We start from the raw sequence: 14,879 nt of genomic DNA on the forward strand, positions 1-14,879 counted from the left end.
GCCCGGCCCCGTCTACTTTTTCAAGGAAGCACCATGACGTTGACAGGCAAGATGCTGATTGGCCAACGGGCCATCCTTGGCAGCCGCGAGGCACTCCACGCGATGAACCCGGCCACCGACCAGTCGCTGGAACCAGGCTACCCGGGTGGCACGGCCGCCCATGTGGCGCAGGCGTGCACCCTGGCCTGGGCCGCCTTTGATGCCTACCGGGACACCTCACTGGAAAACCGCGCCGCCTTTCTGGAAACCATTGCCAGCGAAATCGACGCGCTGGGCGACACGCTGATCGACCGCGCGGTGGCGGAAACCGGCCTGGCCCGCGCACGCATCCTGGGCGAGCGCGGGCGCACCTGCCAGCAACTGCGCAGCTTCGCCCGCGTGGTGCGTGCCGGCCAATGGCTGGACGCGCGCGTTGACCCGGCCCTGCCCCAACGCCAGCCCCTGCCACGCGCCGACCTGCGCCAGCGGCAGGTTGCCCTGGGGCCGGTGGCGGTGTTCGGCGCCAGCAATTTCCCCCTGGCCTTTTCGGTGGCCGGCGGCGACACCGCCTCGGCGCTGGCGGCCGGCTGCCCGGTGGTGGTCAAGGCTCACAGCGCTCATCCCGGCACCAGTGAGCTGGTGGGCCAGGCAGTGGCCCGCGCGGTGCAGCACTGTGGTTTGCCCGAAGGGGTGTTTTCGCTGCTGTTCGGCTCGGGGCGCGAAGTGGGCGTGGCGCTGGTCAGCGACCCGCGCGTAAAAGCCGTGGGCTTTACCGGCTCGCGCAGTGGTGGCCTGGCCCTGTGCGACGTGGCCCACGCCCGCCCGGAACCGATCCCGGTGTACGCGGAAATGAGTTCGATCAACCCGGTACTCCTATTTCCAGCGGCCCTGCGCGCACGCGGCGACGCGTTGGCCCAGGGCTTTATCGCGTCCCTGACCCAGGGCGCGGGGCAATTGTGCACGAACCCCGGCCTGGTGCTCGCTCACCAGGGTGCCGACCTGGACCGGTTCATCGTCACCGCGTCGGCGCACCTGGCGCACTGCCCGGCGCAGACCATGCTCACCCCCGGCATTTACCAGGCCTACCAGCAGGGCGTCAGCGCGTTGAACACCAATAGCCATGCGCACCTTGCCGCCAGCGGTGCTGGTGCCCAAGGCCCAAACCAAGGCCAGGCCCATCTGTTCGTGACCAGCGCCCGGCACCTGCTCGCCGACCCGGCGCTGCACACCGAAGTGTTCGGCGCCACGGCGCTGATCGTGCAATGCGCCAACGAGGCCGAAATGCGCCAGGTAGCCGAGCACCTTGAAGGCCAATTGACCGCCACCCTGCACCTGGATGACAGCGACCTGCCGCTGGCCAGGGCGCTGCTGCCCACCCTTGAACGCAAGGCCGGACGCCTGCTGGTCAACGGTTGGCCGACCGGCGTGGAGGTGTGTGATGCCATGGTGCATGGCGGGCCCTTCCCGGCCACCTCCGATGCCCGCGGCACGTCGGTAGGCACGGCAGCCATCCTGCGGTTTCTGCGCCCGGTGTGCTACCAGGACTTCCCCGACAGCCTGTTGCCGGTAGCCCTGGGCCAGGCCAACCCCCTGCACTTGCGTCGGTTGCTCGACGGCCAGCGGGAAGCCTGACGTGATGACCGACGCCAACCGTACCACTGACATTGCCGTGATCGGCGCCGGCATCATCGGCGTCAGCTGCGCCCTGGCGATGGCTCGCCAAGGCCTCCGGGTGGCGGTCCTCGACCGTCAGCCACCGGGCATGGGGGCCTCTTATGGTAACGCCGGGCACCTGGCCACCGAGCAGGTATTTCCCATCGCCGACCTGTCGATACTCAAGCGCCTGCCGGCCATGCTGATGGACCCCATGGGCCCGCTGCGCCTGGACTGGAAATACCTGCCACAGGCCTTGCCATGGTTTACCCGCCTGCTGCTGAACCTGCGCACGGCGCCGTTCCAGCGCACGGTGGCAGGCATTCGTGCGCTGAATGAAAACAGCCTGGGCGCCTGGCAGCGCCTTTTGCAGTCCATCGAACGGCCCCATCTGCTCAAGCACGATGGCTCGCTGCTGGTGTTCGAGCGTGCCGAATCGCGCCAGGCCATCGACGCCTTGCAGACACGTTTGCGCCAGCAACAGGTGCCGGTGGACGTGTGGCAGGCCGACGCCATTCGCCAGGCAGCTCCGCAGTTAAGCGAACACCTGCAGGGCGGCCTGTTTTTCCCCGCCACCGGCCACTTCATCGACCCTTACCGGGTAGTGAATGAGCTGGTGGCGGCGGCCAAGGCCTGCGGCGTGGAGTTTCATCAGCAAGCGGTCACGGACGGCCAGGTGAACTCCGCCGGTGTGACGCTGAGCAGCGATCAGGGCACCTTCCAGGCACGCCAGGTGTTGATTGCCTGCGGCGCTCATTCGGCCCACCTCACTGCGCGCCTGACCGGCAAGCGGGTGCCGCTGGACACCGAACGCGGCTACCATTTGATGCTGCCGCGCGAACAGCAGCGTCTGCCGTTCGCCGTGACGTCACTGGAACGCAAGTTCATCATGACGCCCATGCAGGACGGCTTGCGCCTGGCCGGCACCGTGGAGTTCGCCGGGTTGCACGCACCACCGTCCATGGGCCGCGCACGGCAATTGCAGCGGCTGAGCCGAGGCTTGTTCACGCGCGAACTGGATGCCGAAGGCGCCACCGAGTGGATGGGATTCAGGCCATCGCTGCCTGACTCGCTGCCGGTGATCGACAAGGTCTGCGATGGCAAGGTCCTGCTTGCCTTCGGCCACCAGCACCTGGGCCTGACCCAGGCCGCCATCACGGCACAGATGGTGGCGCAGTTGGTGCAGCCAGGTTCCCTGCAAGGGTTGCCGGCGGTGACGCCCTACCGGCTTGGGCGGTTTTGAGGGTATTTTTGAATGACTGACAACCTGGCGCCAACGGATACACGTCGGTCAGACCGAGGTCAACGCCGGCCCCCCCTGATGACGCCGCGCCGCCCACACCACCCCGCCCACCAGCAGCGCAATGGCGGTCACCTCCATCAACCCGGGCACACGCTGGCTGAACAGAAAGCCGTAGACACAGGCAAACAGCGTTTCGAACACGATCATCTGGCCGCTCAGCGACGCCGGCATGCGCCGCGAGCAAGCGTTCCACAAGCCGTTGGCAATCCACGAACCGCACAGTGCCAGGAACAGGCACACCCACAGCAGACTCACCCAGCGGCTGTGGTCGACCTGCGCAGGCACCAGGTTGGGGAACAGCAGCAACGCCACGGCACCGAAGGCCATCGCCACCACGCCGGTGACAATACCCAGCAGCGTCGACCACTCATGGCTGTTGAAGGGACTTTGCTTCAGATAACGGGCGTTGCGCGTGGCGTACCACGACCAGCACACCACCGCGCTCAGCCCGCAGGCCAGCCCCAGCCAACGCGACGACAGCGATGGCTGCGACAGTGGCCCGCCCGTGTGCGCCAGGCTCACTGCCACGATGCCCAGGAATACCATCAGCAGCGGCAACTTGAGTTTGCTGACCGGCAGGGAGCCCGCGTCGCCACGCCCCAGGAAGGTGATGGCCACCGGCAGCATGCCGTTGATCAGCGCCGCAGTGGTCACCCCGCTCAACTGCACCGACGCACCCAGCAGCGCGTAGTTGAGTACGTTGCCCGTCAGCGCCAAGCGCAGCAGCATCATCACGTCGCGGCGGGTCAGCCGGGCCAGCAATCGGGACGCCAGGGGCAAGGCCAGCGCCAGCGAGATCAACCCGTACAAGGCAAAGCGCACGCTGCTGATCAGCACGGCGTTGAATTCAGGCAACAGCGCCGGGCCGATGATCACCCCGCCCCAGATCGCTCCCGCCAACACCGCATACATCACGCCACTGTTCATCATCTGCACTCGGACAGGTTGTGTTCAGCGGCATTCTATCCCTGGCATTCAACCGCCACCTGCGATAAAAAGTAGGCTACCCATTCCCCAGCGGCATACCCCACGACCAGGAGCATCATCATCAACCGTTACCTGCGTACCCTGCCGCCGCTGGAAACCCTGGTCACCTTCCAAGCCGTGGGGCGCCATGGCAGCTTCACCGCTGCGGCCACCGAGCTGTTCGTCACTCAAAGCGCAGTGAGCAAACAGATGCGCCAGCTGGAAGACAGCCTGGGCGTGCCGCTGTTCGAGCGCAAACCGCGGGGCGTCAGCCTGACCAGCGCCGGGGACGAGCTGATGATGACCGTCAATGTGCTGCTGACCACCCTGTACCAAAGCGTCACGCGCATCCGCAACGTGCACCAGAGCAACGCGGTCTCGGTGCTGGCCACCCATGCACTGGCGCAGTTCTGGCTGTTCCCCAAGCTGATCGAGTTCAACAAGGCCTACCCTGACATCGCCGTGCACGTGCACGCCATGAACGAATTCGAGGCGGCTAGCCTCAACGATTTCGACGTGGGCATTCTCTACGGTTCAGGTGAGTGGTCGACGCTGGACAGCGACTTCCTGTTGCCGGAAATCGTCTACGCCGTGGCGCACCCCGCCCTGCCGGTCGCGTCGGTGAAAACCCTGGCGCAACTGGCCCAGGCCAACCTGGTGCAAATCGACACCGCGGCCTGGCAATGCATGGACTGGCACCAGTGGTTCGGTCATTTGGGCATCGACTACAGCCCACAGGACAAGGCGCCAGTGTTCAACCAGCTGACCCTGGCGTTTCGCGCGGTGCAGCAAGGCATGGGCATTGGCCTGGCGTGGAGTTTCATGGCCGACGAGGCCCTGGCCAAGGGCGAACTGCAACGGGTAACGGCGTTTGAGTGCGTGACCGGCAACGGCGAATACCTGGTGTCGGTCAAGCATCGCAAACGCTCGGCGTGTGCCGAGGTGTTTCGGGAGTGGCTGCTGGAATCGATGGTGGGCTGATCAGCGCACCTTCACCACCACCTTGCCCTTCGCCCGCCCGGTTTCAGTACCCGCAGTGACCGGCGCGGCACGTCGTTGCCCAGCATCAGCGGCAATGCATACGGCAGGATCCTCTTGAATTCGCCGTTGCTGATCTCCGCGTCGAGGGCGTTGACCCCCGCCGCGTGCACCTGAATCAGTACATCATCTTCGTGCACCACTGGCTCGGGCAGGTCGGCAACCCTGCCGACGCTACCCTTGCCGTAACCCTCAATGATGAATGCCTTCATGAACGGGGTGGCTTAGCTGGCGCGGTAGCGTTCGGCAGGCTGGGCCTGGCGAAGGTCGGACAGCAGCAACCGGCGGGCACCGTCCAGGGCGTCCCAGCGTTCGGCCACATGCAGTGGCGGAATGGTTACCGCTTCACGGCGGTCATAGCCCACCAGCGCCGCGTCCACCAGGTCGCCCACTTCCATCACTTCCGGCAGTTGGTCGATGTCCATGCCCGAGCGCGCCCAGATCTCGGTGCGGGTAGCCGCAGGCAGCACGGCTTGCACGTAGACGCCCTTGGGGCCCAGTTCCAGTTGCAGTCCCTGGGAGAGGAACAGCACGTAGGCCTTGGTGGCGCCGTACACGGTCATGTTGAGTTCCGGCGCCAGGCCAACCACCGAGCCGATGTTGACGATGGCGCCCTCGCCTGCCTGGGAGATACGTGGAGCGATGGCGGCGGCAAGCCGGGTCAGTGCGGTGATGTTGAGGGCCACCAGGCTGTCGATGCTGTCGGCGGTCTGCTGGGCAAACCCACCGTTCTGACCAACGCCTGCATTGTTGATAAGGATGCCAATGCTGGCATCTTCCCGCAGGCGCGTTTCAATCCTGGCCAGGTCGGCGGCGTGGGTCAGGTCAGCCTGCACCACGTCGACGGTGATCGCGCTTTCGTCACGCAACCGGGCCGCCAGGGCGTCCAGCCGCCCCTTGTCCCGTGCTACCAGCACCAGGTTGTGGCCACGGCGGGCGAAGCGTTGTGCATAGGTAGCGCCGATGCCGCTGGAAGCGCCGGTGATCAGAACGGTGGGAAGCTTGCTCATGAAGTGTTGCTCCTGAATGAGGGGGGATGCACCGCCGGAACGGCCAAGGGCATGACTTTATGATGATGATCGAAATCTAAACCGTCAAGCATTTTGATGTTGAACGACATCAATGTATAATGGGGCCTGTTATCTGCTTCAACGCGGGAGTTTTTATGAAAGTCAGCAAAGCGCAGGTCCAGGCCAACCGCGCGCACATCGTTGAAACCGCCTCAGCCCTGTTCCGCGAACGCGGCTACGACGGGGTAAGCGTGGCCGACCTGATGGCCGCCGCTGGGTTTACCCACGGCGGTTTCTACAAACACTTCGCCTCCAAGGCCGACCTGATGGTGGAGGCGGCTGCCTGCGGTTTTGCCCAGACCCAGGCGGTCACCGACCAGGCCGACCGCTGCGACTTGATCCAGCAGTACCTGTCCCGCGAGCACCGCGACTCGCCTGGCGAAGGCTGCACGCTGGCGTCACTGTCATCGGACGCTGCGCGCCAGCCGCCGCCGGTCAAGCAAGTGTTCGCCGACAGCATCGAGCGCGCGCTGGCGAAGGCTGCTGACGACGCTGCCGACCAGGGCGAGGACGCGCGCCGCGAAGCGCGTGCGCGACGCATCGATGCCATGGCGCAGCTGGCCGGCGCGGTGATGCTGTCCCGAGCCTGCCCGGACGACTCGGCGCTGGCGGATGAGATTCTGCAGGCCTGTTGTGCGGCGGCGTTGGCGCGGTTGGGCTAAGGACCTATAGCGGCGGCTACACCCCCTCACAACACAGGGCGGCTACGGTGTTTGGCCAGTGCGTCAGGAAAACGGCGCCTGCCGTGCAGATGCGCCACTTATCGCTTCCATAAGCATTTTTTTTGAATTACTGCCGGCCCCCTGCAATCCCATTTTCAGGGATTGACCGGAGGCGCCCATGAACCCACAGCTCTATGTCATCGAATACCGGCTTCACGGCAAGCCGGCCACGTTCATCATTCGCCTGGAGAAAATGGACAATGCCCTCGCCTGGCATTGGGCCAGTTGCGATGCCGGCGTCGGGATCATTCCCAAATTCGGCCGCCAGCAGGTGCGTCAGGTCAGCAAGCCCATGGCCGAGCGCTACGGCATCACCGAGGTGAAATGGCGCCTGGCCGGCCAGCGAACCGCGCGCGCGGACAGTGACGCCACCACGTCATCGGAATCCGCCGAGCCCTGATCGGGGCCCGACGGTTGTATTAACGGTAATGGAGTACACATGTACTCCACACCTTTTTACCTCCCTTCGCTACACATCTTCCACCTTACGCGGCTCGTGCATGGGGCAACCCAGGTGCTCGCCCCGAAATCCCGCCGAGTGCTCATAGGCTGGCTTGCGCACACGCATGATGCCACCCAGCGGGCGATGCGCCGCCAGGCCATGCCACGGGCTGAACGCCATGCGATCGTCAATATGGCTGACCCGCTGCGCTGACCAGGCGTCCTGCTGCGGCACATGCAGGCGCGCCACCGTCACGTAGGGGCTCAGGTCTTCCGGCCACACCACGGACGCATCCTCGATAGGCATTTTTTCCGTGTCGGTGGCCAGTTGCACGCGCACTTCCCACACGCCTTCATGGCTGGCGAAATACTGCCCCACGGCCTCGCGCAGGCCGTCGGGCTTGCCATCCAGGTCCACTTCCTGGCCGGTGAGCGCGCGCAGTGGCGGCGATACCGGCACCACGCTGACCTTGGCGTAATAGCTGCCGTACAGCATAGGCACCACGGTGAAAAAGCTCTCGCCCAGGAGATGCGTACGCGGGTGGCCGCCCAGGCTTTTCAAAGTGCCGCTTTCACCGCCCATGGCCTCCACCGTTGCCTCGATGCCGCGCAGGGCCGCCGACATGGCTTTCTTCAGGCCAGGCAATTTGTCGGTGGTCTTGGCCAGCAGCTTCAACGTCTTGAGAAACGCTTTGGGCGTCGCTGCGGTGAAAGCGCGGGCGTTCTGCATCACGAAATCCTGGGTGGTGTCGTGTTCGCTGCCAGGCAGCCTCGCGCCCTGCACGCCGATGACCTTGATGGCCATGCCCCGTGGCGTGGACACGTTGTCGTCAAGCATGTCCCCTGGGTTGGTGGACAGGCGCATCACCACGCCGTAAGTGCCAGGCTGGGCAAACAACCCTTGCGCAAGCTCGGCCGGCAACCCTGTCAGCACCTCAAGGCTGCCGGCCAGCAAACCGTGGGCCTTGGCGTGCACGCTGCGCACCGGGTGGCCGTAGTCTGCCTGGGTTTTCTCCAGAATGCTGTGCATGGCCTGCACCAGCTCGGCGCTGGTCTGCGCCTCGTCATAGGGGATTTGCTCAAAGTCGGGCTGGAACACGACCGGCTCTACGCCCAGGGGGTTGGCGCTCATGGTGACACCTCATCAGGTCAATGACGGCGCGCCTGGCAGGCAGGTTCTTGATGACCTGTGGCCCGCGCGGTTCACGGTTACAGGCAGGCACGCAAGCGCCGCCCTGCCAGGACGGGCTCAGGCAGCGGGCTTGAGCACCACTTTGGTCCAGCCATTGTCACGGGCATCGAAATGCTCGTAGGCCTTGGGCGCTTCAGCCAGTTTCAGGCGGTGGGAAATGATCTGCGATGGCGTTGCGCGGCCGTGGTGAATCAGCTCGGCCAGGCGCCGATTGTAGGCCTTGACGTTGGCCTGGCCGGTGCGGATCTGTTGCCCCTTGAACCAGAAGGCGCCGAAGTCGAAGGCCATCTTGCCCTCCTTCGCCAGTTCGTTGTGCGCACCCGGGTCCTGGGGCACGAATACCCCCACCGCGCCAATGCCGCCGGTGGCCTTGGTGGAGGCCACCAGGTTGTTCATGGTGAGATGGTTGGCTTCGTGGCCGTGACGGTCGCAGCACTGATAACCCACGCATTCGCAGCCGCGGTCGGTGCCTTTGCCATGGGTCAGGTTGAGGATCTGGTCCACCGCTTCCTGCTCCAGGGAGTTGATCGGCGTAGCCCCCAGCTTGGCCGCCAATTGCAGACGGTCCGGGTGACTGTCGACGACGAACACCTGCGCGGCGCCCTTGATCATGGCCGAGTGTGCGGCCATCAGGCCCACGGGGCCGGCGCCGTAAATGGCAATGCTTTCACCCGGCAGCAGGCCGGCCAGTTCGGTGGCGTGCCAGCCGGTGGGGAAGATGTCGGACAGCATCACGTAGTCATCTTCACGCTCCTGGGCGTCCTCGGGTAACACCAGGCAGTTGAAGTCGGCGTAGGGCACGCGCAGCAGCTCAGCCTGGCCGCCCTGGTAGGGGCCCATTTCGGCAAAGCCATAGGCGGCCCCCGCACTGCCGGGGTTGGCAGTGAGGCAGAAACCGGTCAGGCCCTTTTCGCAGTTTTCGCAGAAGCCGCAGCCAATGTTGAACGGCAGGCACACCCGGTCGCCGACCTTGATGCGGTCGACACCGGCACCCACCTCAATCACCTCGCCGAGGTTTTCGTGGCCGAACACCCGCCCCTGTTCAAACGAAGTACGGCCTTCATACATGTGCAGATCCGAGCCACAGATATTGGTGGTGGTGATGCGCACCACGGCATCGGTCGGTTTTTCGATTTTGGCATCAGGAACGTTCTGCACGCTGACGTCGCGGGGGCCGTTGTAGACGATTGCTTTCATGTGATTCTCCTGTGGAGGTAGACGAAGAAAATTGACGCGCTTACTAGAAATCAGATCAGGCGTAGCGCCCCCTGCGTTCAGAGAATTACGCCAATCGCTGACGAGTGGTGAATGTGCAACCGTTCGTCGAACCAGTGCAGTCGCACGGTTGGCCTGGCAGTCAAGACGCAAACCTGCTGCTTGCCTGCCCTGGAGGATTGTCATGGCCCTGCATGCTGTCGCCCACCTGGATCAACTCGACGAGCGCCACGCCACCCGCGTAAAGGCTGGCGAACAGGACGTGGTGTTGCTGCGCGTTGGCGACAACGTGCGCGCCTTTCAGGCTGACTGCCCCCATGCCGGCGCCCCCCTTGACGAAGGCGCCGTGTGCGAACATCGGCTGATCTGCCCGTGGCACAAGGCAGCCTTTGCCGTGGACGATGGCGAGGTGTGCGAACCCCCTGCCCTGAGCCGACTGACGCGCTACCCGGCCCATGTGCAAAAGGGTGAGGTGTGGGTGGATGACCAACCGCAACCGGCCCCTGTGCCCACGCCCCGCGAACCGGCACGCAGCCTGGTGATTGTTGGTGGTGGCGCCGCAGGGGCCGCAGCCGTCGCCAGGCTGGACAGCAAGGGCTTCGCCGGGCGCCTGGTGTGGGTGGATGCGCAGGAAAGCCCCAGCTACGACCGCACCGCGCTGAGCAAATTTGTCATCGCCGGCGACATGCCTGCCGAGCAAACACCTGCGCTGCTGGATGAACAGACTCAGGCCAGTCCCAACCTGCTGCACCTCCACGCCACGGTGAACCACATTGATGCCAAGGCCAAGGCCATCACCCTCGCGGACGGGCAGCAATTGGCCTACGACGGGGCGCTGGTGGCCACCGGCGGCATCGCCCAGCGCCCTGATATTCCCGGTGCGCTCCTGCCCGGCACTCATGTGCTGCGCTCGCGCGACCACGCCGCGCAGTTGCTCGACGCGGCCCGCCAGGCCCGGCGAGTGGTGATCATCGGCAGCAGTTTCATTGCCCTGGAAGCAGCTTCGGCGCTGTGCCAACTGGGCGTGCAGGTGCACGTGGTCAGCCGCCACGCAGTGCCCATGGCCAAGGTGCTGGGCGATGAGATTGGCCGGGCGCTGCGTGACCTGCACCAGCAGCATGGCGTGGTGTTCCATGCGCCCACCGAGCCGGTGGCCGTGGAAGGCGACACCCACGTACAGACCGTGCTGCTGGCCAACGGCGAGCGCCTGGCCACCGACCTGGTGCTGTTCGGTACCGGCGTGAAGCCTGCCACCGACCTGCTCAAGGGCCTGCCCCTGGCGCAGGACCAATCGCTGCTGGTCGATACACACCTGAGCGCGGCCGAAGGCCTGTGGGCGGCCGGTGACATGGTCACCTTCCCGTTCAACGGCCAGGCAGTGCGCATCGAGCACTGGCGCGTGGCCCAGCAACAGGCCTGGGTGGCTGTCGACAACCTGCTGGGGGACGCCCAGGTGTACGCCGACGTGCCGTTCTTCTGGACCTACCACCACAACAAGACCCTCGAGGTACTGGGGCACGCCAGTGACTGGGACCACACCACACTGGAAGGCGACCTGCCACGCTTTCAATTCATTGCCATGCACTGCCGCGCCGACCAGGTCCTGGCAGTCGTGGCCTGCGGCTATTCGCGCGCCATGGCGGCCCTGGCCCAACGCATGAAGCAGCCGCTTGGCCGCGAGCAGGCGCAGGCCCTGATCCACAGCTGGGACATTGCGTAACCGCTGCCGTCAGGCAACGGTAATAACCACAGAAGGAGTTTCATCATGAGCACTCAATTGAACGGCAAACACATCCTTGTCATCACCAGCAACACCGGCATCGAGCGCGACGAGCTGCTCAGGCCTCTGGAAGCACTGCGCGGCTTTGGTGCCACCCTGGTTCACGGCTCGATCAAGGGCGGCAGCACCCAGACCTTCCAGCACGACACCGAGAAAGACCGCACGGTGGAATCGGACGCTACACTGGCCGGGCTCAAGGCAGCGGATTTCGACGCCCTGGTGATTCCCGGCGGCACGGTCAACGCCGATACCCTGCGCCAGGACAGTGATGCCCGGCGCCTGATCAAGGAGTTCGTCAGCGCCGGCAAAACCGTGGCGGCGATTTGTCATGGCCCCTGGGCGCTGATCGATGCCGGAGTCATTGAAGGCAAGACGCTGACTTCCTACCCCAGCGTGCGCACAGACCTGCTTAACGCCAAGGCCGCAGGCTGGGTGGATGAGGCCGTCAAGCAGTGCCCGGCCAACGGCTGGACACTGATCACTTCGCGCACGCCCGATGACTTGCCGGCGTTCAACCAGGCCATTGCCCATGCGTTGCAAACGGCTGCATAAGGTCAGCGCTGCGGTCCCGACCAACGGCTGAGCGTGCCAGTGTTCAACCGCCCACGTGGGAGAGCATGATACGCGTTCCGCCTGTTGCGAGGCCTTGAGCCATGCCGGACAGACCACTCAAACTCAGGAACTGGGACCGCGCCTGGCGGCTGCTGGGCGACCACCTGCAGTGCCCCACCTGCGGCCAGTCGCAGCTGGCCAGCAAGGCCTATGCGCCCTTCACGCACCTGGCCGGTTGCGCGGCACGCACGGACGTTGACCAATACCCCTGGCTGGACCTGGACGCCATTTTGCGCTCGGTGCTCAAGGACGCCTGACGGCGGATGACGTACCATGGGCGACTTTTCCGGGGCGCGCCTGGCGCCCTTTCGCTGCCCAGACAAGGACACGCCCACCATGAACAGCCCCGCTACCCTGGCCCGCGACATCGACGGCAAGGCCATCGCCGCCACCGTGCTTGGCGAGGTCGCCGAACAGGTACGCGAACTGACCGCGCAGGGCATTCACCCGGCGCTCGCCGTGGTGCTGGTGGGCGATAACCCGGCCAGCCAGGTGTACGTGCGCAACAAGATCCTGCGGGCGGGCGAAGCGGGTATCGTGTCCATCGAACGCCGCCTGCCGAGCACCTGTAGCCAGCAAGAACTGCTCGAAGTGATCGCCATGCTCAATGCCGACCCGGGCGTGCACGGCATCCTGGTGCAACTGCCGGTACCGGCGCACATCGACGAAGCGGCCGTGATCCATGCCATCGACCCGGCCAAGGACGTCGACGGCTTTCACCGTGAAAACGTTGGCGGCCTGGTGCAGGGCCAGGACGTCCTGACGCCCTGCACGCCCAGCGGCTGCATGCGCTTGCTGGAGGAAACCTGCGGCGACCTGAGTGGCAAGCATGCGGTGGTGATCGGCCGTTCCAACATTGTCGGCAAACCCATGGCAACCTTGTTGCTGCAGGCCCACTGTTCGGTAAGCATTGTCCATTCGCGCAGCGTCGACGCCCCGGCACTGTGCCGCCTGGCCGATATCGTGGTGGTGGCGGTGGGTAAACCGAAACTAATCGACGCCAGCTGGTTGAAGCCGGGCGCGGTGGTCATCGACGTGGGCATCAACCGCATCGACACCCCCCACGGCCCGAAGCTGGTGGGCGACGTGGACTACAACAGCGCGCGCCTGGTGGCCAGCGCCATCACCCCGGTACCCGGCGGCGTGGGCCCGATGACCATCGCCTACCTGCTGAAAAACACCGTGCTGGCCGCTTCAAAAGCACCGCGCATTGCCTGACGTCGCGTCGCAAGACGCGCCCCCCGCAGCGCCTACGGTACCGCGTAACCCTGTAGGCGCGGACCGTGTCCGCGAAGGCCATGCCGCGCTCTACCCGATAAACCGCAGCGCCTGCTTCGCGGCCACGGGCCTACGTATCAATCTCGCACAAGACGGGGTTGCGTTATCGGGGGAAAAAGCGGTTGGCGGGGCGTGGCAGGCCGAGGTTGTCACGCAGCGTGCTGCCTTCGTATTCGCGGCGCATGATGCCGCGCCCTTGCAGTTCCGGCACCACTTTGTCGACGAAGTCATCCACACCGCCCGGCAGCCACGCAAACATCACGTTGAAGCCATCGCTGCCCTCGCGCTCCAGCCATTCCTGCATCTGGTCGGCGATAGTCTGCGCCGTGCCCACGAACGCCAGGCCCGCGTAGCCGCCCAGGCGCAGGGCCAACTGGCGCACGGTCAACTGCTCGCGGTCGGCGATGGCCAGCACCCGTTCCCGGCTGCTTTGGCTGTCATTGGTCTGCGGGATCGGTGGCAGGTAGCCGTCCGGGTCGAAGCGCGAGGCATCGGTGCCCAGGGCGATGGACAGCGAGGCAATGGCGCTCTGGTAATGTACCAGGCTATCTAGCCGGGCGCGGATGTCACGGGCCTGCTGCAACGTGTCGCCCACCACCACGAAGGCTGCTGGTAGAATTTTCACGTGATCGCGCTCGCGGCCCAGCGGCGCCAGCCGCGCTTTCACGTCGGCATAAAAGGCTCGGCCTTCCTCCAGGGTGGCAGGCGCGGCGAAAATGACTTCCGCCGTCTCGGCCGCCAGCTGCCGGCCCGGCTCCGAAGACCCTGCCTGCACAATCACCGGCCACCCCTGCACCGGCCGGGCGATGTGCAGCGGGCCGCGCACCGACAAGTGCTCGCCCTTGTGGTTGAGGGTGTGCAGCTTGGCGGGGTCGAAAAACTCTCCGCTGCGCACGTCACGCACAAAAGCGTCGTCAGCCCAGCTGTCCCACAACCCGGTGACCACGTCGTAAAACTCGCGCGCACGGGCGTAGCGCTGGTCGTGGTCCAGGTGCTGCTCCAGGCCGAAGTTCAGGGCCGCGTCCGGGTTTGACGTGGTGACAATATTCCAGCCGGCACGGCCGTTGCTCAGATGGTCCAGGGAAGCAAAGCGCCGGGCGATATGGAATGGCTCGTCGAAGCTGGTGGACGCGGTGGCCACCAGCCCCAGGTGTTCGGTGGCCTGGCTCAAGGCGGACAGCAGGGTAAAAGGCTCGAACGAGGTGGCCGTATGGCTGCGTTTCAGCGCGTCCAACGGCATGTTCAGCAAGGCCAGATGGTCGGCCATGAAAAAGGCGTCGAACTTGCCCCGCTCCAGGGTCTGGGCCAGGCGCTTGAGGTGCTGGAAATTGAAGTTGGCGTCCGGCCAGGCGCCCGGGTAACGCCAGGCGCCAGTGTGGATGCTGACGGGGCGCATGAAAGCGCCCAGTTTGAGTTGTCGCGCGGTGCTCATGGGCAAGGTTCCCTGTGGCAGTGCAAATAACGCCAGCATCGGTGGCCAGGGTGGCAGGCGTCCAATAATGGATGGTGCCGGGTTATGCCGTAGGGCTATAAGGCGAGGTGCGAGGTACCGCGTTGCAAAGCCTTCGTCGATTGCCTATATGGCCGTCAGGCGTCATCCACGCCACCACCCGCGCAAAGGGCTGCGCCC

General features: G+C 65.2%; 14 protein-coding genes and 1 pseudogene. 9 read left to right on the forward strand and 6 right to left on the reverse strand.

From position 1 onward, the window contains the following. Nucleotides 1–33: 33 nt before the first annotated feature. Both PMM47T1_RS13030 and PMM47T1_RS13035 read left to right on the forward strand, forming a co-directional pair. Nucleotides 34–1,611: an aldehyde dehydrogenase (NADP(+)) gene (locus PMM47T1_RS13030; protein ID WP_008369440.1), complete on the forward strand. Its 1,578-nt coding sequence runs from the start codon at nt 34–36 to the stop codon at nt 1,609–1,611. Nucleotides 1,612–1,615: 4 nt separating this feature from the next. Beyond that, on the forward strand, nt 1,616–2,875 hold the full coding sequence (locus PMM47T1_RS13035) for an FAD-dependent oxidoreductase (RefSeq protein ID WP_008369442.1): 1,260 nt from the start codon (nt 1,616–1,618) through the stop codon (nt 2,873–2,875). A gap of 48 nt (nt 2,876–2,923) precedes the next feature. Here the strand turns inward: PMM47T1_RS13035 and PMM47T1_RS13040 are convergent, their stop codons facing one another. Continuing rightward, complete coding sequence (locus tag PMM47T1_RS13040) at nt 2,924–3,865, reverse strand: DMT family transporter (protein ID WP_050990410.1); 942 nt, start codon at nt 3,863–3,865, stop codon at nt 2,924–2,926. Nucleotides 3,866–4,039: 174 nt separating this feature from the next. Here PMM47T1_RS13040 and PMM47T1_RS13045 point away from each other — a divergent pair, with 174 nt between their 5' ends. Then, nucleotides 4,040–4,882 carry a LysR substrate-binding domain-containing protein gene (locus PMM47T1_RS13045; RefSeq protein WP_008369446.1) on the forward strand — a complete coding sequence of 281 codons (843 nt, stop codon included), beginning with the start codon at nt 4,040–4,042 and terminating at the stop codon, nt 4,880–4,882. Between the two features lie 68 nt (nt 4,883–4,950). Here PMM47T1_RS13045 and PMM47T1_RS13050 read toward each other — a convergent pair. Together PMM47T1_RS13050 and PMM47T1_RS13055 are read right to left on the reverse strand one after the other, a co-directional pair. Further along, nucleotides 4,951–5,151: pseudogene (locus PMM47T1_RS13050) on the reverse strand (NADP-dependent oxidoreductase); the annotation flags it as partial. Between the two features lie 12 nt (nt 5,152–5,163). Then, nucleotides 5,164–5,949 carry an SDR family NAD(P)-dependent oxidoreductase gene (locus tag PMM47T1_RS13055; RefSeq protein ID WP_008369450.1) on the reverse strand — a complete coding sequence of 262 codons (786 nt, stop codon included), beginning with the start codon at nt 5,947–5,949 and terminating at the stop codon, nt 5,164–5,166. A 155-nt stretch (nt 5,950–6,104) separates the two neighbouring features. On the opposite strand from PMM47T1_RS13055, the gene PMM47T1_RS13060 reads away from it, so the two are divergent. Together PMM47T1_RS13060 and PMM47T1_RS13065 are read left to right on the forward strand one after the other, a co-directional pair. Then, on the forward strand, nt 6,105–6,671 hold the full coding sequence (locus tag PMM47T1_RS13060) for a TetR/AcrR family transcriptional regulator (RefSeq protein WP_008369452.1): 567 nt from the start codon (nt 6,105–6,107) through the stop codon (nt 6,669–6,671). A 178-nt stretch (nt 6,672–6,849) separates the two neighbouring features. After that, nucleotides 6,850–7,131 (forward strand): DUF6555 family protein, encoded by a 282-nt coding sequence (locus tag PMM47T1_RS13065; protein ID WP_008369454.1) that lies wholly within the window; start codon nt 6,850–6,852, stop codon nt 7,129–7,131. 69 nt (nt 7,132–7,200) lie between these two features. On the opposite strand, the gene PMM47T1_RS13070 is transcribed toward PMM47T1_RS13065, so the two are convergent. Next, complete coding sequence (locus tag PMM47T1_RS13070; protein ID WP_008369456.1) at nt 7,201–8,304, reverse strand: catalase family protein; 1,104 nt, start codon at nt 8,302–8,304, stop codon at nt 7,201–7,203. A gap of 117 nt (nt 8,305–8,421) precedes the next feature. After that, on the reverse strand, nt 8,422–9,561 hold the full coding sequence (locus tag PMM47T1_RS13075; protein WP_008369459.1) for a glutathione-independent formaldehyde dehydrogenase: 1,140 nt from the start codon (nt 9,559–9,561) through the stop codon (nt 8,422–8,424). A gap of 202 nt (nt 9,562–9,763) precedes the next feature. On the opposite strand from PMM47T1_RS13075, the gene PMM47T1_RS13080 reads away from it, so the two are divergent. The 4 genes from PMM47T1_RS13080 (at nt 9,764) to PMM47T1_RS13095 (ending at nt 13,189) form a co-directional block, all read left to right on the forward strand. Continuing rightward, complete coding sequence (locus tag PMM47T1_RS13080) at nt 9,764–11,299, forward strand: FAD-dependent oxidoreductase (RefSeq protein ID WP_008369462.1); 1,536 nt, start codon at nt 9,764–9,766, stop codon at nt 11,297–11,299. Nucleotides 11,300–11,344: 45 nt separating this feature from the next. Next, complete coding sequence (locus PMM47T1_RS13085) at nt 11,345–11,911, forward strand: type 1 glutamine amidotransferase domain-containing protein (RefSeq protein WP_008369464.1); 567 nt, start codon at nt 11,345–11,347, stop codon at nt 11,909–11,911. 101 nt (nt 11,912–12,012) lie between these two features. Further along, nucleotides 12,013–12,228, forward strand: coding sequence for a hypothetical protein (locus PMM47T1_RS13090; protein ID WP_008369466.1), 216 nt, complete (start codon nt 12,013–12,015; stop codon nt 12,226–12,228). 79 nt (nt 12,229–12,307) lie between these two features. Next, nucleotides 12,308–13,189, forward strand: coding sequence for a bifunctional 5,10-methylenetetrahydrofolate dehydrogenase/5,10-methenyltetrahydrofolate cyclohydrolase (locus PMM47T1_RS13095; protein WP_043300996.1), 882 nt, complete (start codon nt 12,308–12,310; stop codon nt 13,187–13,189). 163 nt (nt 13,190–13,352) lie between these two features. Here PMM47T1_RS13095 and PMM47T1_RS13100 read toward each other — a convergent pair whose 3' ends face one another. Next, nucleotides 13,353–14,681 carry an LLM class flavin-dependent oxidoreductase gene (locus PMM47T1_RS13100; protein WP_008369469.1) on the reverse strand — a complete coding sequence of 443 codons (1,329 nt, stop codon included), beginning with the start codon at nt 14,679–14,681 and terminating at the stop codon, nt 13,353–13,355. Nucleotides 14,682–14,879: the final 198 nt, after the last annotated feature.

Origin of the sequence: Pseudomonas sp. M47T1 (genome assembly GCF_000263855.1) — a bacterium.
GTDB lineage: Bacteria > Pseudomonadota > Gammaproteobacteria > Pseudomonadales > Pseudomonadaceae > Aquipseudomonas.